Origin of the sequence: Flammeovirga sp. EKP202 (assembly GCF_014534745.1) — a bacterium.
Lineage (GTDB): Bacteria > Bacteroidota > Bacteroidia > Cytophagales > Flammeovirgaceae > Flammeovirga.
In genome coordinates this window covers 124,698-144,955 of sequence record NZ_JACVVP010000017.1, presented here as the reverse complement: position 1 = coordinate 144,955, position 20,258 = coordinate 124,698, and the positions used below count along the sequence as shown (strand labels likewise).

Below are 20,258 nucleotides of genomic sequence, written 5' to 3'. Positions count from 1 at the left end.
AGGTTTGAAGCTGAATCTCTCAAAAAAAGATAATTATCTTTTCTGCTTAGACAGTCCGAACTACTGGGGTAACTATAAAGTATATTGACAATGATACACTTAATATTGATCTTTATTATTCATATTAATAACTCTATGTTATAACAGCAAATATAAAGTCAACCTATAAGTCTGTAAACCTATGAAAAGCAAACTCATTCTTTCAGCATTTTTTTTCTTCACAACTAATATTAATACTCAAGAAGTTCAATCTCTTAAAAGTTTATTGTCTGATTATTTAATTGATAGTTGGCTGGAATGTGTTTCGATTGAGTGTATTGATTATCAATACAATACTAATGACGCGACTAAAGTAATGTTAGTAAAAGTACCAGATTGTAATGTTGTAGAAGAAAGTAAAGCTATATTTTTAATTGTTGAGGATCACGTCAAACATTTTGAAGAAATTGAATTTGATCAAAATTTCATTCACATTGAAGAAAGGCAAACAAGTAATTCATTTTATACTTATTTCTTTCATTATTCAAGTATTAGAGGAGACATTAAGTACTATTTTATTGATTTAACATCGTTTAAAAGTTATGAAACGGTTTGGCTTGATGGAAAAATTAAAATTGATAATGTGAACTTTAACCAAAAGAAAATTTTAGGAAAGAGTGAAAGAATAAAAGCGGATATAGAGTTAGAACTAAAACTATTGTAATTGTTATGAAAAACCCTTTTTGGGTGTAAGTATAAAGCCGTAGGCGTTACTTAGAGCTGTCCAATTGAATAAGTTTTCAACATTAATTGAAGTCTAACTATTTTTTACTTCCTCCAAAATCAAGATATGAGAAATATTAAGATGATTGTTTTACAGTTTTTATTGTCTAGTAAAAAAAGGCAATGGATTTTCTCTATTTTATTTATTTCCATAATAGATAGAGCGATTTTCTTATTTTATTACGATAAAATCATTTGGGTAAAAGGCAAAATTGAGTTTTACAACTTATTCTTATATTATTCATTGTATTTTGTTGAATATTTAATTCTATCCATACCATTATTTTACTTGAAGACCCTTTTAGAAAAATGTCTAGTTGGTTATAAACTAGGTAAATTCATTGTTATCAATTTAATATTAGTTTTATATCCTTATACTCTTTATTGGTTATGTTTTGAGGAAGGTTATGGAGGACATAGTTTGAAAGGTTCTTATATTTCAATTTATATCAGTTCACCAATATTTTCTGTTTTGATAATATTTTTAGATTATTACAGGAAACGCATACTCTCAACAAGAAGATTGGGAAACAATACATAATACCATTCGAGGTACAAAGAATGCTGCTAGATTTTTTTAAAACACAACTACATCAATCAAATAACTTTATAAGTAAACTACATCATGACAAGAACTCTAATACTATTTATTTTTATTTCTAGCACTAGTTTTGCTCAAGGTCTTATGAATCAGAGTGATACAACTGAATATTATAAATTGAAAGGAAAATATGATTTACTAATTTTTAATGATATAGAATGGGATTTTACGAATAATTTTGTCAGAAAGACCATTTACGATTCAGAACATTTTTTGGAAGATTATCCAAAGTCTCTATTCTGCCCATTAGTAATGAATTATTTATCGTCTTTTTATCAAGCAGTCGATTCAGTAGAAAAAGCACATTCCATTGATCTTGAGTTAATAGAGACAATAGATGACTATAAATTAGTTGAGATCAAGGATAATTATACTTTTTATTTTTCCGATACATCTGATCGAAGGTTTAAAACTTCCTTTTATGAAGATAAAAATGATGCTAAAATTACCACTCTAGAAAAATTGACCAAATATTATATTAAACTTAAAGATTATGAAAAAGCGTATTACTATCTAGAAATGTTGAAAAGCACAAACCGAACATCCAAATCTACTTCTTGTTATAGTACTGTAAACGAATATGCTGATTTAAGTTTTGAAGTTTATTATCATTTCAATTATTATAAAGAGTGTTTAAAACTAATAGAGAGAGGTTTACTTCAAATTATGCTATATGAGAAAATTTCACTCAAAAAAGACTCAACCCATAGTGAACTAGTATCAAAATATACTGATGTAATCAAAAAAATATACTCAGAAGAAGAAATTGAACAAGGATTTCTCAAGCAGATAAAGCCTTCTAATTATGACTACTTCTATTATGAAGTATACCTTTTCGGTCGTCTTTATTATTTGGATTTGTATGAGGATGAGTTCTTTGAAATACTAGGGTATAAGGTAGATGATGAGATGGAAGATAAACAAGTGGGGATTGATTTAGATAATATTTTGAAGAAGACACTTTTTTATAAGAGTTTAAAAAAAGGAATTAGATAGGGATATGCCAAACAGAGGATTAATGAATAAACTTTTCATTTTTTTATTTCTAAGCTTTTCTAATATTGGATTGGCTCAAGTAGATACTGAAGATCCATTTCAGATATCTTTTTATGATTTGATAGTTGAGAATGAAATTACCAATTTTAAATCAGGTGCTTTATGTACAGGTATTAGAAACGATACATTATTTATTGCTTTTTATATTCCTGGCTTAAATGACCTTGAGTTAGTTCCGTTCGTTAGATTATCAGATAATAAAGTGTTGTTTTTTGAAGGAGAAACGGTTTTTAGTGATTGGTATGGAGGTAGGTCTATTTCATCTACCGTATTAATAAATAATGAAAGAGTTGATCATGAAGAATGCATCATAAAGCAAACTTTAAATTATCATACAATCATTTATCCTAATACACCAATTATAGATATTTATCATGAAAGGCTCCTCTTTTACAATAGAGATAAAGGATTATATAAAATTGAGTATTTTGACAATGATGAGTTGGATAAGCTGATAAGAAAGAGTGGTAATATGACAAAACTAGAACTTAAAAACCTAAATTTTATACTTATGAATTATAAGAAGTGGCCTTATAAAGAAGGTGATTTTATTTTAGAGTAAAACCTCCACTTGAATAAGTTTCCAACTTATCTCCAAATAAAATCAAACCATTTTACCGTTATTATGCATTGAAGCAATGCAAGTGCTAGGACTTACATAGTGTACGTAGTAGCATTTACAGAGTGTAAGTCCTAGCACTTGCAAACCGTACATCTCGTTATGTACAGAGTGTACGTGATAGGATGTACTTTTAACTATCTTTTATTTTTGATATCATTCCTAGCATAGTTTGAGGTTATAGATAATTTTAGTGGATCGTGAGCCACAAGGCATTGTGGCCCTACAGAGTTGTAATCTTTCAATTATTCACTAAAGCTATTATTACTAAGTTATTGTAGAGATTAAATACTTTGTGCCTCACGATCCGAAAGAGTAAAATTAAAATTCTATTTTATAAGCTAATGAAGGAATGACAATTTGTGCATCAGCTTTCTCAAGGTTTTGAGTTTGATAGTTGTATAAATAACCATAATCATCCTTACTGCCAAGTGCATTTAATAGCTGTAATTTCCATGTACCCGTATGTCTTTTCTTATTAATTTTCCAATAAAACGAAATATCTAAACGGTAAGATGGATCTTGTTTCTCCGTATAAATTTTTGATTCATCATAGATGGCTTCTTTTTGATCCATACTCTCTTCAGTATCTAAAGGAGTGGTATATTTTCCTCCAAGAAGATTCAAACGACCACTAAGACCTAACACTTTGTTTTTTGATTTGCCAACTATCCATTCTTTACCGTAGATGGCATTGATCACAAACCCTCTATTGAATCTAGTATTACGTTCATTTCCATCACCTCCCTTGTATTTTGAATCGAAGACAGAACCAGTAAACATATAATAAAAGCCTTGATTCAAACTTCTTGATAAAGTGATGTCTATTCCCATGTTTTCACCTGTTCCAGTTCCTTCCATTTTATCTTCATACAACCATTGTGCATCAATATTAATGGCCGAGTAAGAACTATCCGGAATTACGGGAACGTCATAGAGGCGTTGGTAGTAGGGTTCGATACTTAATGTAATTTTGTCATTAATATTCCAATTATATGATAAAACATAATGATGTGATTTAGATAGAGGTAAGGATGTATTAGGTTGAGTCACTGCACCATTTTCTTCAATTTTACTAAAATACAATGGCAATGGTTCTAGTTTGGAATGTTTACCATAAGCAAATCCAATGGACCTGTTGGGAGAAAGTTGATAGGATAGGCTTGCTCTAGGTTCAAACGTCAACTCTTCGTTGAAATTTATATATTGGCTATGAATACCTACATTTAATTTTAAGCGAGAGGTTAAATCAAACTGTGATTGTGTAAAAAACTGATAAGTATTAATAGTACTTTGTTCATCCAAATAGGTTTGTAATGGATCTTTAAACTCAGGAGAGAAAGCTAATTTAGAATTGTAATGCAATTGATTGACAATTACTCCCGTTCGGTTGAAGTGAGAAGCATTAAACTTATGTTGCAATACTGTTGATACTGTCCATTTGTTATTTTTAATACTCAAATCCCTAGTTGGAAATGCATCTAAAAGAAAATCATAGCGCTCTTCTTCGTACCGTTTATATTCTTGTGAGGCCACCACAGATGTTTTTAAGAAGGTTTTGTTGCTAAAGGAATAATTATGCGTTAAACCTAGAATTCCTGTTCTAAATGTACCTAGTTCAGAGTAACTATCGTATTCAGAAACCCATTCGGTGGTTTCATTATTGGCTTTTGAATCAATACCGTCAATTAAGCCTAAACCCCAAATAGAAAAGACACCTGCTTTCTTTGTAGGAACATTAATTTTAAAACTTAGATCTTGGTAGGTTGGAATACCATTATCTTCAGGAAGAATAGGTTTTATTAGTGCGAGAGTTGAATATCTATAATTAAAGAGATAAGATGCATTACTATTATTTGAAAATGGACCTTCAGAAGAGATATCCAAGCCCAATGTACCTAATTGAATGGCATGTTCGGAAGTTTCATTATTTCCATTCCTAAACTGCATATCAAAAACACCTGACATTGCATTTCCATATTCGGCAGGGAAAGCACCCGTTAAAAAATCGGAATCACCTAACATCAGACCGCTTAGTGCAGATATTGCTCCGCCACCAAATGAACCTAGACCTCCAAAATGGTTAGGGTTAGGAATTTCTACGCCTTCTAACCTCCATAAAACGCCTTTGGGTGCATTTCCTCTAATGACCACACCATTATCATCTAGGTTACCTGTAGTCACCCCTGCAAAAGAAGCCACAACCCTGGCAGGGTCATCAAAAACAGCCAACCTTTCCGTTTGTTCCACCGTAAAAGACTGTCCACTTACACTGACCATTTCATTTAATGTTTTACCATTGCCTTCAGAAGCTCGTATCACCACTTCTTCCATCTGAGTAGTACTTTCTTTAAGAGGAACAGTAAGGACTAATTCTTTTGCAGAATTCAGCATCAAATTATTAATCATTGCAGATTCATATCCTACCAAAGTTACTTTTAGGTTTTGACGACCAACGGGAATACCTTCTAACCTAAAATTACCTTGGTCATCTGCAACTGTACCTAAAGGTACATCCAAAGAAGTAACAATGATAGTAGCAAAAGGCAGGGGAGCTTTAGAGGTGGCATCGACAATCTGACCTCTGATTACTTGCTTCAGTTCTTGTGAAAAGGCAGTAGTTGCTAATAACAAGAAAAGCATAGAGCAAATAGTTTTTTTCATCATTTTAAAAATTGATTTAAGAGCATTTAATTTTGTTTACATGATGATGACACCAAGAGAACATTTTACCCCTATGTGATGATGAAAAAAAATGAATTTAAAAAGAAAGATATTTTGAAATCATCTTGAAACCATGTATCATGTGCGGTAAACTAGAACAATAGCTATCACTCTTTACTCTTTAACAATGAAATATCTACTTGCCATTTTGACAGCATTAGTTATCTCTAATATTGCTCTTTCTCAAGATAAGCTTATATCAATTGGACTTGGTACTGGAATATATTCGCTTGACGGTAAAATAAATAATTTAAAAGTTAGCGGTTTGGGACCAAATCTCAACATCAATGTCTATTATAATTACACCCTCAATTGGTCGTTTGGTTTTGAGGGCAATTTAAATGCTACTACTCTTGAATATCCATTTCCTAAAAAGGGAACAGATTATGAATCTTTTTTAGCTTATACATTAGATTTTAATATAAAAATCAGATATTATTTGGGAACAACTAGAGTGCGTCCTCATTTAGGAATTGGTATAGGTTATTATAGATCTCAATTCTCTTTTATTACTTTCTCTTATGATGACGAAAGTATTGAAGTTCCATTTAGTACGATTAACTCCGTTAATTTTTCTCCTGAAGTAGGAGTTAATTTTGGTTTCTTTCAGTTGGTTTTTAAGACAGATATAGTACCTAATATTTTTTCATCTGAGGAAGGAAGTTACTTATTTACTAATTATACCATTAGGGCGAATATCAATATCAATTTTGTAAAAAGGGAAAACCATCTTTAGGCACAGAATCAAAAAAAGTCTGTAAATCACGAAGACCTACAGACTTTTCTAAGCTTTTATTCCGATAAGGATTATCTCATTTTTTCAGAGTATTCCTTCACAGTATTAATAAATACTTTTACTTTTTCAGGATCAATATCTGGGTAAACACCGTGGCCTAAGTTAGCAATATGCTTGTCTGGACCGAATTTATCCAACATTGCTTTTGTTGCTTTTTCAACTTCAGCATTAGAACCGTATAAAGCACATGGATCAAGGTTACCTTGAAGTACTTTACCGTTGGTCAACATTCTTGATTCAGCAACGTCCATGTTCCAGTCCAAACCAACCGTATTACAGTTGCTTCTTCCAATTGCTTCTCTAGCAAAGTAAGCACCTTTAGCAAAAACTGTTTTTGGAACCTCCGTGATAGCGTCACAGATTTGGTTGATGTAAGGCATTGCAAAGGCACTATATTGTTCTGGAGAAAGAATACCAGCCCATGAATCAAAAATTTGAATCATATCAGCACCTGCTTGGATTTGAGCTTTCAAATACGCAATAGTACTGTCAGTGATCATTTGTAATAACTGATGAGAGAACTCAGGATTGGTATAGAACATTTTCTTTGCTTTAGAGAATGTTTTTGATCCTTGTCCTTCAATCATATAACAGAAAATAGTAAATGGAGCACCCGCAAAACCAATCAAAGGAACTCTACCATTTAACTCTTTTTTTGTCAACTTAATTGCTTCTAATACATAACCTAAGTCAGATTGAACGTCCGCTACTCTGATTTTCTGTAGATCAGCTTCCGACTGAATGGTATTAGGGAAGTAAGGACCTCTTTTCTCTACCATTTCATAAGGCAATCCCATCGCTTCAGGAATTACTAAGATATCTGAGAAAATAATTGCCGCATCAACGCCCAATAAATCTACTGGTTGAATTGTAACTTCCGCCGCTAATTCAGGTGTTTGACATAATTCTACAAAACCAGAAACGCTATTTCTTACTGCTCTATATTCAGGAAGGATACGACCTGCTTGACGCATTAACCATACAGGTGTTCTTTCTGTCTTTTCACCTCTTGCAGTACGAAGAATTAAATCATTCATGTTATATATTCAATTAAGTTGTTTGGAGTTCTTTTTATTATTCAACAGGAGTTAACCCAAGTTCTTTCCCTATGTTCAACATAAATGGAAATGCTTCTTCTTCGGTATTTTTGATCTTACCGTCCAAAATAGCCTCACGAACTTGATCCTTGATTTGTCCCACTTCACGAGAAGGTTTGATCCCAAAAGTTTCCATAATTCGCTCACCCGTAATGACAGGCTGGAAGTTGCGGATTTGATCACTTTCTTCAACAGCTACCAATCTTGATTCTACATAATCAAAGTTGGCCAAGTATTTCTTCACCTTCTTATCGTCCTTAGAAGTAATATCCGCTCTACAAAGCGTCATTAAAGCTTCAATGTCGTCACCTGCTTCAAAAAGCAAACGGCGAACAGCAGAATCTGTCACTTCTTTTTTCACTAAAGCGATAGGACGTAAATGAAGACGTACCAATTTCTGTACAAACTTCATTTTATCATTCAAAGGCAATTTCATTCTCTTGAAGATTCCCGGAACCATACGAGCACCTTTATCCTCATGACCATGGAATGTCCAACCTACTTTAGGATTAAATCTTTTGGTAGGAGGCTTGGCAATATCATGGAGAATTGCTGACCAGCGTAACCAAAGGTCATCTGATTTTTCTGCAACGTTGTCCAATACCTTTAAGGTATGATAGAAATTGTCCTTATGTCCTTTGCCGTCCCTACGTTCAACGCCATAAAGATTAGCCATTTCAGGGAAAATCAATTCCAATAAGCCTGAAGTGAAAAGGAGCTTAAAGCCATAAGATGGGAGTGGAGAGAGGATGATTTTATTCAATTCATCCATGATTCTTTCCTTAGATACAATCTCAATGCGTTCCTTATTATCGGTAATCGCCTGGAAAGTATCGGGGTCTATATCAAAAGAAAGCTGAGAGGCAAAACGGATCGCTCTCATCATTCTTAGGGGATCATCAGAAAAAGTAATGTTAGGTTCTAAAGGTGTAATGATGTTCTTTTTCTTTAAATCATCTACACCTCCAAAAGGATCAACCAAATCACCGTAATCTTCCAAATTCAAAGAGATGGCTAAAGCATTAATCGTAAAATCTCTTCTGTTCTGGTCGTCTTCCAACGTACCATCTTCTACAATTGGCTTGCGAGATTCCCTACGGTAAGATTCTTTTCTTGCTCCTACAAACTCTACCTCATATTCATCGAACTTTACCATAGCCGTACCAAAGCTCTTGAACGTATTGCAAGGGAGGTTGCCACCATTTTTAGCCACTTGCTCGGCCAAAACAATACCACTACCTACGCATACTATATCAATGTCTTTAGAAGGACGCTTAAGAAGTAAGTCTCTAACAAAACCACCCACTAGGTAGGTTTTGAAACCAACTTCCTTCGCACTTTGAGCAACGATCTGGAAAATTGGATTTTTATCTAATGTATCTTTAAAATTGATTTCTGACACAATCAAAAAGTACTAAAAAACTATAAATTCAAACTGAAATGCAAAAATACATTATTTTATGCTAGAAAAGAGATTAATAATTGATAATTGATAAACTATCCGGTAAAATTGGTGTAATCTTGATTTAATATTTTGCAAAATCACGTAAACATCCGATTTTGCGAGAAATTTAATGACAGGCAAATTTGTTCAATGATTATGCGTAAGTGGGAAGACCTATTATCTTTTTCTGCAGTAGTACTTTTTTTTATATTACTAAATATACATTCAGATCAACTATTTTTTCGTTGGGATTTAACCGAAGAAAAAAGGTTTAGCATTAATCCTGCTACGGAAAGGTTATTGAATAATCTTCCGGATGAAGTGAAAATAGATGTATTCTTAGACGGTCCTTTGAATGCCGAGTTTGAACACCTTAAACAAGCTATTCAAGAAACACTAGATGAATTTAAGATTCAATCTAACGGAAAACTAGATTTCCGTTTTGTTGATCCTAATGATTTTGCGGACCCAAGACAGAAAAGAGCCTTTCAACAATCCATTATTAATAAGGGTATACCACAAACTACTCTTTTTGATGTCTCCGCTAATGGAGAACAAACACAACGTTTGATTTATCCAGGGGCATTGATTTCTTATAAAGGAAAACAGAAAGGTGTGCTTTTATTAAAAGGTAATTCTGCAAGATCTTCACAAGAGCAAATTAATCAATCTATTGAAGGGGTTGAATTTGAACTGGCAAGTGCAATCAAAGAACTTTCTCAAACTCAATCCAAAAAAATTGCGATCATTCAAGGTCATGATGAACTGACACCCATGGAAATGACCGAAGCTATTAATGCTTTAAAGAAGAAGTATTATGTGGCAGAGGTAAATGATATGAGCACATTGAATCAATTTGATGGTATCATTGTCGCACAACCGAAAAAGAAATTTCCCAATAGAGATAAATACTATATCGATCAATACTTAATGAACGGTGGGAATGCCATGTTCTTAATGGATAGAGTTCAAATGAATAAAGACTCGATTCCTTTAGGAGGAACCTACGCTTTTGGTTATGATTTAAATATTGAAGATTTATTATTCAGGTTAGGAGTGAGACCAAATATCGATTTAATCCAAGACCAACAGGCAGGGTTAATTGAAATTGTGGCAGGGAACTTTGGCGATAAAGCGAATCTGAAAAAACTTCCATGGCCTTATTTCATGTATTTGAATACATTCTCAGAACATCCTATTGTAAGAAATATGAATGTTGTTTACGGTAAGTTCGTAAGTTCACTTGATACTGTAAAGTCAAAAGGAATTAAGAAAACTCCTTTAGTCTATACTTCCAACTACTCAAGGGCTCGAAAAATGCCTAACATTATTTCTTTGGATGAAATCAAAGAAGTCAATCAAAAAGAATTATTCAATGCACCGCATATTCCAGTTGCCTATTTATTAGAAGGCAAGTTTCAATCTTTGTATGCAAATCGATTCCCTCCGAAAGGCATTCCTAAGTCTTCTTTAATCAAATCGAGCAAGAAAGAAACTAAGGTGATAGTGATGGGAGATGCAGATATTATTAAGAACGAAATCAATCCAATTACAGGTAAAATGGAATCGATAGAGTTTGATCGTTTTCAGAATCAATCTTTATCTAACCTTGACTTTTTAATGAATGCTATGGATTACTTGACTGATGAGGAAGGCTTAATTCTAGCTAGAAATAAAAAGGTTACTATTCGCCCATTAGACTCATTTAAGATCAGAGAGGAAAAAACGATGTGGCAATGGCTTAACGTTGGAGTTCCAGTGATGATCACCATTCTTTTAGGGATAGGTTTTATTTATCAGAGGAGAAGGAAGTATAATAAATAATATACTCTATTTAGAATTTTTCTACTTCAAATTGTACTTTGTGATTTTTATCTTGCATCTGATTTTTTTTAATCTTTTTTTTTATTTAAAGCAAGGTAATGACTAGAAATGAACAGCTAATTTTTTGTAAAAAGTGTACAAATAGAAAGATGAACCCTAAAGTGGGTTTGATTTGTAATTTGACAGGTGAAAAAGCAACTTTTAATGGTGAATGTCCAGATTATAATCTAGATGAAACAAAGAAAGATTATGCTGGTGTAGAAGATATGGAATTAGCTCCAGAACAGATAAAAGCACGTTTATCGATGGAGGATCTTGAGGAACTAAAATTGGAGCAAAATTTACCAATGGGCGTGATAGCAGGATTAATCACAGGTCTTGTAGGTTCATTAGTTTGGAGTGGAATTTCAATTGCTACATTGTATCAAATCAATTATTTGGCAATAGGAATTGGTGCTGCAGTTGGAATATCAATCCGATTTTTTGGAAAAGGATTGGATAAAATTTTTGGTGTAGCAGGTGCTTTGATTGCATTATCCTCTATTGTTTTAGGTAATCTATTGACCTTAACAGGGCTTATTGCAAATGAAGAAAATTTATCTTTTGTTCAAGTATTGACCTTAATGGACTTTTCTTATTTACCAGAATTATTAATGGAAACATTTGATCCTAGAGACCTCATTTTCTATGGATTTGCTTTAGCAATGGGTTATAAATTCTCATTCAGACAATTTTCAACAAATGAATTGGATGAGTACAGAAAGAAAAAGATACAATCAAGTTAGAACTGCAAACGTATAATTAAGCCTAACTCCTTTTGAAGTATACATTATTTTGAAAGGAGTTTTGCTTTTATCAGCACCTGTTTTTTATGAAAATGTCTAGTTTGCACCCGTTTTTAATAGAATGCACCTACTTTTTTGTAAATACGTTGAAATTATAAGTTTTTTACAAAAGTAAAATCCAATACATCGATTTTCGAAATAACATAAAAAAACAGCCACTAAAACCTTAATAGTTCTAGTGGCTGTTTCTATTACAGGGAAATTACAAATTATCTTCTCCCTTTATACAACTGAAAACGATTCACTTGTTCTTCTCTTGGGAAGTAGTTGTTGTAAGTGTCAATATCGGCTGTTTCTCTGTTAGGATCTAAAACAAAAGAAACGACCTTTTTCTTCTCTACAAATACTTTAGTGACACTTTCATTATTTTTTCTCCAAACCTCAGCAGGGATATATACTTTCTCACTTGTACCATCTTCATATACTTTTTGAAGGATGATTGGCATGATTAATCCACCTACGTTTTTAAAGTCAATCTGATAGACAAAGTGCTCTTCTTGAAGCCATGCTTTATCTTCTTTTGTTAGACTGCTTTGGTATCTTTTGAATTGTTTTTCTTCACTTGCTGTCTTATCAAGTGGATCATAAGAATTGTAAAAGTCCTCCAATTCCTTTTTCTTTTCCACTCTAGTTACAAGACCAACTTCTTCATTGTGAAGCTCGGTAATGGTAGGAGCTTTAGAAGAACGTAATTCCTTACGTTTCTTTTCTTCAATAGTTGGATCTTTAGTATTTAGTTCTTTAAATGTTACGTTCTCAATACTAATATCACAAGGTTCGGTAGTGTAGAACCAACCTCTCCAGAACCAATCTAAATCTACACCAGAGGCGTCTTCCATTGTTCTAAAGAAATCAGCAGGAGTAGGGTGCTTGAATTTCCATCTTCGGGCATATTCTTTAAAAGCATAATCAAATAACTCTCGACCCATAATAGTTTCTCTAAGGATATTAAGAGCCGTTGCTGGTTTTGAGTAGGCATTATAACCAAATTGATGAATGGATTCAGAGTTGGTCATGATAGGAGAGATTCCTGCAGGATCGCCTTTCATATAATCAATAATCAATTCAGGGAAACCTTCTCTACTAGGATAGCCTTCTTCCCATTCTTGTTCGGCAACGAATTGTAGGAATGAGTTCAGTCCTTCGTCCATCCATGTCCATTGACGTTCATCAGAATTGACAATCATAGGGAAGTAGTTGTGGCCTACTTCATGAATAATAACCGAAAGCATCCCATATTTAGTTCTCTTTGAGTAATTTCCTTTTTCGTCGACTCTTCCGTAGTTGAAACAAATCATTGGATACTCCATGCCGTTTTCAGCTTCAACAGAAATTGCTACAGGATAAGGATAATCAAAAGTGTATTTTGAGTAAGTCTCTAATGTATGTGCTACTGCTTCTGTTGAATATCTTTTATAAAGATCATATGCTTCTTTCGGGTAGTAAGACATGGCCATAACTGTTTTGCCACCGACTTCAACACCCATTGCATCCCAAAGTAATTTACGAGAAGATCCCATGGCAAAGTCTCTTACATTCTCAGCTGTATAATGCCAAGTTTTTGTCCCTTTTGCCTTTTTCTTCTCTTTCTTTTGCACTTCTTTCAAAGTGACAATCATTTCAGGTTTCTCTGAAGTCTTTGCTTTTTCTATTCTTTGGATCTGCTCTTCCGTCAAAACAGAAGAATCTTGTAAAACACCCGTAGAGGCAACAATGTGATCAGCAGGGACCGTAAATTTCACATCAAAATCACCAAATGTTAAAGCGAATTCTCCGTTACCTAAGAATTGTTTGTTTTGCCATCCGTTCACATCGTCATAGACAGCCATTCTTGGATACCATTGCGTGATAGTGTATAAAGTATTACCATCAGGGAATTGCTCATAGCCACCACGGCCACCCATTAATTTACGGTTATTGATATTGTAGCTCCACTCTACATTGAAAGTGATCTGATCACCGGGTTGCATAGGTTGAGCAATATCCACTCGCATCATGGTTTGATTAATGACAAAAGGAATCTTCTTCCCATTTGTATCAGTAACAGATGCAATTTTATGACCGCCATCGTAATCAGGATAACCTTCAATTCTTTGTAATTTCTTAAGAGAGGCTTTGTCTTCAATTTTACTTTGTTGGATTTTATAGGTATTTGAGTTTTTAGCTCTCATATTTTGATCCAACTGTACCCATAAATATTTGATGACATCAGGAGAATTATTGGTATAGGTGATCGTTTCTTTACCTGTAAGTCTATGCTTAGATTCATCAAGACTAGCTTCAATCACATAATCTGCTTGTTGTTGCCAATACTTATGGCCTGGAGCTCCAGAACCCGTTCTATAAACATTGGGAGTAGGAAGTTCTTCGTCTAGTTGCTTAAACTTATTGTTATTATAAAACTCTTTTTGTGCAAAAACGGCACTTGAAGTCAAAAGAGTAAGGATTAGGGTTGTATAGAGTGTTTTCATATTAAAACTAAAAAACGACCACCTTTCGATGGTCGTTCTTCTAATTATTGATCAATAATTATTTCTTTTTCTTTGCTTTCTGCATAGGATTTAATCTTCCAGAATCATACGATCTTGGTTGATTAGCACCTGATTTGTAAAGCTGGAATCTACTCATTTGATTTTGACGAGGGAAGTAGTTGTTTTCCGTGTCGATGTCAGCTGTTTCTCTGTTAGGGTCTAACACAAATTGAACCACTGGCTTGTCACATACAAACACTTTAGAAACTACGATATCATCTTTTTTCCAGATTTCAGCAGGAATGTATTTCTTTTCAGAAGTACCATCTTCATATTGAAGTTCAACGATAATTGGCATTACTAAACCACCAACATTTTTGAATTTCACTTCATAAAGATGTTTGTTAGAAGCGATCCAAGCTTTATCATTTTTGTTTAATGAGCTTTGGTATTTCTTGTACTTCTCGTGATCTTCATAATTCGCATCCAACTCATCGTAGCTGTTGTAGAAGTCCTTCAATTCAGGTTTTCTATCTACTCTACGTGATAAGTTGATTTCTTCGTTATGAATAGTTGTGATGTCTTTTGGTTGAGCATCACGCTTTGCCTTACGTTTTGCTTCTTCAACTTTTGGATCTTGAGTATCTAATTCAACAAAAGTAACGTCTTCAATAGAAATGTCAACGGCTTCAGTTGTAAAGAACCAACCTCTCCAGAACCAATCTAAATCAACACCTGATGCGTCTTCCATTGTTCTGTAGAAATCTGCTGGTTTTGGATGTTTGAATGCCCATCTTTCAGCATATTCTTTGAAAGCATAATCAAATAACTCACGGCCCATGATTGTCTCTCTTAAAATGTTAAGAGCAGTAGCAGGTTTTCCGTAAGCGTTGTTGCCAAATTGCTTGATGGATTCAGAGTTGGTCATGATAGGAGTGATGTTGTTTTTCTCACCTTTCATGTAATTGACAATATTCTCAGCAGGTCCTCTACGTGAAGGGTATCCCACTTCCCACTCTTGTTCCGCTAAGTATTGGCAGAAAGTATTCAAACCTTCGTCCATCCAAGTCCACTGACGCTCATCAGAGTTGATGATCATAGGGAAGAAGTTGTGACCAACTTCGTGAATGATTACTGAAATCATTCCGTACTTGATACGAGGAGAGTAAGTACCATCTTTTTCAGGACGACCGTAGTTGAAACAGATCATTGGATATTCCATACCGTTTGATGCCTCAACAGAGATCGCTACTGGGTAAGGGTAATCAATAGTGTATTTAGAATAAACTTCTAAAGTATGTGCTACTGCTTCTGTAGAATACTGTCCGTATAATGGATTAGCTTCTTTCGGATAATAAGACATTGCCATTACTGTTTTACCATTAATGTCAACACCCATTGCATCCCAGATAAACTTACGAGATGAACCAAAAGCGAAGTCTCTTACATTTTTCGCTTTGTAGTGCCATGTCTTTGTACCGCTTTCAACTGTTTTCTCTTTTTTCTCTGCTTCTTTTTGAGAAACAATTACAACTGGCTTATCAGCTGTTTTTGATTCCTCAAAACGTTTCTTTTGCTCCTCAGTTAAAATTTCATCAGGGTTTTGTAATTCACCTGTAGAGGCTACGATATGATCAGAAGGAACTGTGATTTTCACATCATAGTCGCCAAATGTTAAAGCAAATTCGCCGTTACCTAAGAATTGCTTGTGTTGCCATCCGTTGAAATCATCATAAACGGCCATTCTTGGGAACCATTGTGTAATGGTATAGATCGTATTGCCGTCTTCGGCAAAAGTTTCATAACCACCACGGCCACCCATTAATAAACGGTCGTTGATGTTATAATACCAATCAATGTTGAATGTAACTTTTTCACCTGGGTTCAAAGCCTGAGGTAAATCCAAACGCATCATTGTTTTGTTGATGGTATATTTGATAGGATTTCCAGAAGCATCCGTTACCTTTTGGATTTTGTGACCTCCATCATATTCAGGGAAACCGTCAATGCCAGCCAATTGGTTGATGTTGACACTTTTTCCCACTTTGTTTTGTCTGATTTTATAAGTATCAGAATCAGTGGCTCTCATGTTTTGGTCTAACTGAATCCAAAGGTAAGTTAGAACGTCAGGAGAATTGTTGTAGTAGGTAACTGTTTCAGCACCTGTCAGCCTGTGTAATTTTTCATCAATTGACGCTTCAATTACATAATCTGCTTTTTGTTGCCAGTATTCATGTCCTGGTGCACCAGAACCTGTTCTGTACACGTTCGGTGTAGGTAGTTCTTCATCAAGTTGTTTAAACTTGTTATTGTTGTAGAACTCCTTCTGACCAAAAACTAATCCCGTACTTGACACTAGTACAACGAACGAGATAAATAATTTGGTAATTCTAGTCATAAGAATGGAAGTTGCTAAAAAATGAAAGTTAAAATAATTATTAATTGCTGAGCCTAAAAATTAATTGGCGTAACTAATAGATAGAAAATCAAAACTTTAAAAAGGGTAAAAGGTTTTGAAAATTCGGGGGTTTATCCTACTAGAACCTTATTTTAGTGATAAGATTTTGTACTCTAAACGGTTTTCTATCATATTAAAATGCAATTTGATAAAATTTTAATGATTAACGCTATTATGAGTGTGAAAATCTGTTAATCTTAAAATTCTTGATCTGCCTTATTTTTACTTAAGTGGAATATTTTAGCGACCTGAAATGTGGTGTTTTCCAAATTGTACTTGGTTTTTTGGATTGCTTTTTCAATACTATCAAATCTTTGGTTTATTGAGAAAATAGAGAAGAAAGGGTGCTCATCTTCAAAGTCTAATGTATTGCTTCCTACAAAGCAAATTGTTGGAACGTAAAATTGATTCCCATATTCAGCAATTACAGAAGGTATTTTACCATCAAGTGTTTGTTGATCTAAACATCCTTCTGATGTAATCACTAAATCTGCCTTTTCAATTTCATTTTTTAATCCCATCACTTTCATCATAAATTGACTTCCGTTCATGGGTTCGGCATCAAGGTAGGCCCAAAGTCCTGCAGCTGTTCCACCTGCTGCTCCACCGCCAACTAATGTAGTAGTGTCTTTTAAGGTAACATCTTGAGTGAGCTTAGCTATTGTGGTTAGATTCTCATCCAATTGTTTTACTTCTTTCACTGATGCACCTTTTTGAGGAGCAAAGACAGCGGCAGCACCTTTTTCACCTAGTAATAGATTTTCAACATCAATGGCCATAAAAAAACGAATATCTTGAATAGTCTCGTTCAACTCACTGATGTCAATACGCTTAATTAAGTGGAGATTTCCTCCATTTGGGATGATTATTTCATTGTTATCAGACAGGAATTTTGCTCCGAGTGCATGAATAGCACCAAGCCCAAAATCAGTAGATGCACTTCCACCAAGCCCAATAATAATTTCTTTACAACCATCCCCAATTGCTTTTTTTATAGTAATTCCTAATCCTTCAGTATTTGCCTTTAGAGCATCTAGATGACCTTCAGATAAGGTTTGCATACCACAATTTGAGGCCAAATCAACAATTGCAGTAGCATTGTTTACTTTGTAATAATATCCTTGGTGTTTACTACCTAAAGCATTTTTAGTAGAGACTTCTATTTTTTCTCCATTTTTTTCTGCTCCTACAATCTGAGCAAAACCATCACCGCCATCGGCCATCGGTTTTACAGTCACTGTATCGGTAGGTCTTACTTTTAACCAAGTATTTTGAATGATCTGTCCTGTTTCTAATGCATTAATGCTGTTTTTGAAAGCATTGGGAGCTACTAAAATTCTCAATGGAGGAATTAATTAAGTGTATAAATATTACCGGCTTTTAGTTTGACCACTCCTTTTAACTCCAATTGAAGCAGTAAGCTTGCTAGTTTTGGTAAAGGAATTTGTGTCTGGATTGCAATCTCTTCAATTTGTAAAGGATGTTCAAAGATTATCTTTGTTATTTTTTGCTCCAGTGTAGTTAAGTTGTTTTTTTGAAATAGTGACATTTGGTTATTTTGTTTAGAATTTTTACTCCAATTCATTTCAGTAAGAATATCATCAACCGAAGAGAAAAGGTGTGCTTTTTTATATTTAATTAAATTATTACACCCCTCGGCAAGAGGATCCGTGATTAATCCAGGTACGGCAAATACATCTTTATGATAACTATTGGCTATATCAGCAGTGATCAAAGCCCCTCCGCGTTTTTTGGCTTGAACTACAATTACTGTATCCGCTAATGCTGCAATTATTCTATTTCTTGCAGGAAATTTAGGAGCGTCGGGGAGAGATAACATACTATTTTCTGAAATCAATCCACTTTTTTGATCCGCTAACATCTCATTTACTGTTTTTTGATGCAATTTTGGATAGACGCTTTTTAAGCCGTTTGCCATTACGCCAATAGTTCCTAGTTTGTATTCAAGTGCAGCTCTGTGAGCGTGAATATCAATACCATATGCTAAACCGCTAATGATATTTACTCCGGGTAGCTCAGAAAGCTTTTCTATGATCCTTTTGGTGACATAGTGGCCGTAATTTGTAGCAGCCCTTGAGCCTACAATTGCTACATTTTTACTAGCATTTAAAGCCAAAGCTTTTCCTTTTACATAAATAAGATAAGGAGCGTCTTTTTGAAGTTTCAAACGTTTAGGAAACTCCTTGTCCACGTAAGTAAGGATACGAGTGTCGTTTGCTTCTGCTAACTGAAATTCTTTTTCTGCTTTATCTAGTTTGCTTTTAGAATTTAGGATGGAATTAGTGATAAACTCACCAATGTTAGGTATTTTGATTAAGTCCTTATAAGAGCTATTATAGACATTTTCAGCACTTTCTAAGTAGCTAATTAATTGTTTACAAGTTGCTCCACCAATTCCGTTTATATCATTAAGCCATAGTTCATATATTTTTTGAGTTTCTGTCATGTTAAGTTTGATGAATCATATAAAAGCGTTTGGAAATAGTTGTTTTTTTAAAATAGGTATTACAATTTAGTGAATTTATCAAAAAGATCAATAAAAAAGCCATTAACCTAAATAGATTAATGGCTCATTATGTTCAAATAGGGGTTAGACCTATTTTCTTGATTCTTCAATTCTAACGGTAAGATCAATAAAATCTTCCACCGAAAGTTCTTCTGCTCTTTTCTTAAAGATTGGATCTTCTAGTAATTCAGCAGGAAGACCATAAGGTTTCATAGCGTTACGTAGCGTTTTACGTCTAGTACTGAAAGCTTGTTTTACCACTTTAAAGAAGGTTTCCTCTTTGCATGGAAGTGACTTTCTATCATTTCTTTGAAGCCTGATGACTGCGGAATCTACTTTTGGAGGTGGAATAAACACTCCCGGAGGAACAGTGAAAAGGTATTCAACGTCATAGAATGCTTGTACTAATATGGTCAGAATACCTGCAGTACGTCCACCTTTTTTAGTAGCTATTCTTTCAGCAACTTCTTTCTGAATCATTCCTACACATTCGGTGATCTGATCTTTATTCTCTAAAATCTTAAAATAGATCTGTGTAGAAATATTATAAGGGAAGTTTCCAATAAGACCTACAGGATGTGGAGCAATATTTCCAAAGTCAAGTTTTAAGAAATCGCCTTCAATGATTTGATCTTTTGGTAAACCCACCTCGTTTGCTAAGTAGACAACAGATTCAGTGTCTATTTCTATTACCGTTGTTTTGTACTCATCCTTTTGCATTAAGCGAGTGGTCAAAACACCGGTGCCGGGGCCGATTTCATAAATTTCTTTGTAATCACCAAAAGAAGTCATTGCATTTACAATGTCATCTGCAATTTGTAGGTCATTCAAAAAATGTTGTCCTAAATGCTTTTTAGGTTTGACTTTAGACATAAGTATTATTTATGTTTTTATAGGAGTAAGTACTAAGGCAAAATTATATAAGACTCATTCATATTATTTTGGCTTAGTACTTAAGCACGTTTTGTACTTAAAATATTTCCGCAAAAAACGGGTATTAAAATATACAAAACAAATCCATTCAAGATCGAATG

General features: G+C 34.0%; 14 protein-coding genes. 6 read left to right on the top strand and 8 right to left on the bottom strand.

What is annotated here, in order from left to right; translation table 11 throughout:
- Window positions 1–181 precede the first annotated feature (181 nt).
- From IC221_RS12620 to IC221_RS12610, 3 genes are all read left to right on the top strand, one after another.
- Entirely contained in the window at window positions 182–703 is a 522-nt protein-coding gene (locus tag IC221_RS12620) for a hypothetical protein (RefSeq protein WP_188169311.1), read from the top strand.
- Window positions 704–1,387: 684 nt separating this feature from the next.
- A complete protein-coding gene (locus tag IC221_RS12615; protein ID WP_188169310.1) occupies window positions 1,388–2,359 on the top strand; it encodes a hypothetical protein in 972 nt (323 codons plus the stop codon).
- 22 nt (window positions 2,360–2,381) lie between these two features.
- Window positions 2,382–2,981 carry a hypothetical protein gene (locus IC221_RS12610; protein WP_188169309.1) on the top strand — a complete coding sequence of 200 codons (600 nt, stop codon included), beginning with the start codon at window positions 2,382–2,384 and terminating at the stop codon, window positions 2,979–2,981.
- Between the two features lie 378 nt (window positions 2,982–3,359).
- On the opposite strand, the gene IC221_RS12605 is transcribed toward IC221_RS12610, so the two are convergent.
- The gene (locus tag IC221_RS12605) at window positions 3,360–5,705 is read right to left on the bottom strand and encodes a carboxypeptidase-like regulatory domain-containing protein (protein ID WP_188169308.1); all 2,346 of its coding nucleotides are present in this window, start codon (window positions 5,703–5,705) and stop codon (window positions 3,360–3,362) included.
- A gap of 184 nt (window positions 5,706–5,889) precedes the next feature.
- Between IC221_RS12605 and IC221_RS12600 the strand changes: the two genes are divergently transcribed.
- Window positions 5,890–6,498 carry an outer membrane beta-barrel protein gene (locus tag IC221_RS12600; RefSeq protein ID WP_188169307.1) on the top strand — a complete coding sequence of 203 codons (609 nt, stop codon included), beginning with the start codon at window positions 5,890–5,892 and terminating at the stop codon, window positions 6,496–6,498.
- Between the two features lie 71 nt (window positions 6,499–6,569).
- Here IC221_RS12600 and hemE read toward each other — a convergent pair whose 3' ends face one another.
- A complete protein-coding gene (hemE, locus tag IC221_RS12595; protein ID WP_188169306.1) occupies window positions 6,570–7,595 on the bottom strand; it encodes a uroporphyrinogen decarboxylase in 1,026 nt (341 codons plus the stop codon).
- Window positions 7,596–7,632: 37 nt separating this feature from the next.
- A complete protein-coding gene (locus tag IC221_RS12590) occupies window positions 7,633–9,048 on the bottom strand; it encodes a CCA tRNA nucleotidyltransferase (RefSeq protein ID WP_188169313.1) in 1,416 nt (471 codons plus the stop codon).
- A gap of 207 nt (window positions 9,049–9,255) precedes the next feature.
- Between IC221_RS12590 and gldG the strand changes: the two genes are divergently transcribed.
- Together gldG and IC221_RS12580 are read left to right on the top strand one after the other, a co-directional pair.
- Window positions 9,256–10,923: a gliding motility-associated ABC transporter substrate-binding protein GldG gene (gldG, locus tag IC221_RS12585; protein WP_223241365.1), complete on the top strand. Its 1,668-nt coding sequence runs from the start codon at window positions 9,256–9,258 to the stop codon at window positions 10,921–10,923.
- Between the two features lie 149 nt (window positions 10,924–11,072).
- Entirely contained in the window at window positions 11,073–11,708 is a 636-nt protein-coding gene (locus IC221_RS12580) for a hypothetical protein (RefSeq protein ID WP_188169304.1), read from the top strand.
- Window positions 11,709–11,977: 269 nt separating this feature from the next.
- Here the strand turns inward: IC221_RS12580 and IC221_RS12575 are convergent, their stop codons facing one another.
- From IC221_RS12575 to rsmA, 5 genes are all read right to left on the bottom strand, one after another.
- Window positions 11,978–14,239, bottom strand: a complete 2,262-nt coding sequence (locus IC221_RS12575) for a M1 family metallopeptidase (RefSeq protein WP_188169303.1) — start codon at window positions 14,237–14,239, stop codon at window positions 11,978–11,980.
- A gap of 58 nt (window positions 14,240–14,297) precedes the next feature.
- Complete coding sequence (locus tag IC221_RS12570; RefSeq protein ID WP_188169302.1) at window positions 14,298–16,637, bottom strand: M1 family metallopeptidase; 2,340 nt, start codon at window positions 16,635–16,637, stop codon at window positions 14,298–14,300.
- A 257-nt stretch (window positions 16,638–16,894) separates the two neighbouring features.
- Window positions 16,895–18,040, bottom strand: coding sequence for a glycerate kinase (locus tag IC221_RS12565; RefSeq protein WP_188169301.1), 1,146 nt, complete (start codon window positions 18,038–18,040; stop codon window positions 16,895–16,897).
- Between the two features lie 8 nt (window positions 18,041–18,048).
- Window positions 18,049–19,164, bottom strand: a complete 1,116-nt coding sequence (gene dprA / locus IC221_RS12560) for a DNA-processing protein DprA (protein ID WP_188169300.1) — start codon at window positions 19,162–19,164, stop codon at window positions 18,049–18,051.
- 150 nt (window positions 19,165–19,314) lie between these two features.
- Window positions 19,315–20,097: a 16S rRNA (adenine(1518)-N(6)/adenine(1519)-N(6))-dimethyltransferase RsmA gene (gene rsmA, locus IC221_RS12555; RefSeq protein WP_188169299.1), complete on the bottom strand. Its 783-nt coding sequence runs from the start codon at window positions 20,095–20,097 to the stop codon at window positions 19,315–19,317.
- Between the last annotated feature and the right edge of the window lie 161 nt (window positions 20,098–20,258).

What these genes read in the sequence shown, in the direction of transcription:
- IC221_RS12620 (WP_188169311.1), top strand. Translation starts at nt 182, where the DNA reads ATGAAAAGCAAACTCATTCTTTCAGCATTTTTTTTCTTCACAACTAAT.
- IC221_RS12615 (WP_188169310.1), top strand. Translation starts at nt 1,388, where the DNA reads ATGACAAGAACTCTAATACTATTTATTTTTATTTCTAGCACTAGTTTT.
- IC221_RS12610 (WP_188169309.1), top strand. Translation starts at nt 2,382, where the DNA reads ATGAATAAACTTTTCATTTTTTTATTTCTAAGCTTTTCTAATATTGGA.
- IC221_RS12605 (WP_188169308.1), bottom strand. Translation starts at nt 5,705, where the DNA reads ATGATGAAAAAAACTATTTGCTCTATGCTTTTCTTGTTATTAGCAACT.
- IC221_RS12600 (WP_188169307.1), top strand. Translation starts at nt 5,890, where the DNA reads ATGAAATATCTACTTGCCATTTTGACAGCATTAGTTATCTCTAATATT.
- hemE (WP_188169306.1), bottom strand. Translation starts at nt 7,595, where the DNA reads ATGAATGATTTAATTCTTCGTACTGCAAGAGGTGAAAAGACAGAAAGA.
- gldG (WP_223241365.1), top strand. Translation starts at nt 9,256, where the DNA reads ATGCGTAAGTGGGAAGACCTATTATCTTTTTCTGCAGTAGTACTTTTT.
- IC221_RS12580 (WP_188169304.1), top strand. Translation starts at nt 11,073, where the DNA reads ATGAACCCTAAAGTGGGTTTGATTTGTAATTTGACAGGTGAAAAAGCA.
- IC221_RS12575 (WP_188169303.1), bottom strand. Translation starts at nt 14,239, where the DNA reads ATGAAAACACTCTATACAACCCTAATCCTTACTCTTTTGACTTCAAGT.
- IC221_RS12570 (WP_188169302.1), bottom strand. Translation starts at nt 16,637, where the DNA reads ATGACTAGAATTACCAAATTATTTATCTCGTTCGTTGTACTAGTGTCA.
- dprA (WP_188169300.1), bottom strand. Translation starts at nt 19,164, where the DNA reads ATGACAGAAACTCAAAAAATATATGAACTATGGCTTAATGATATAAAC.
- rsmA (WP_188169299.1), bottom strand. Translation starts at nt 20,097, where the DNA reads ATGTCTAAAGTCAAACCTAAAAAGCATTTAGGACAACATTTTTTGAAT.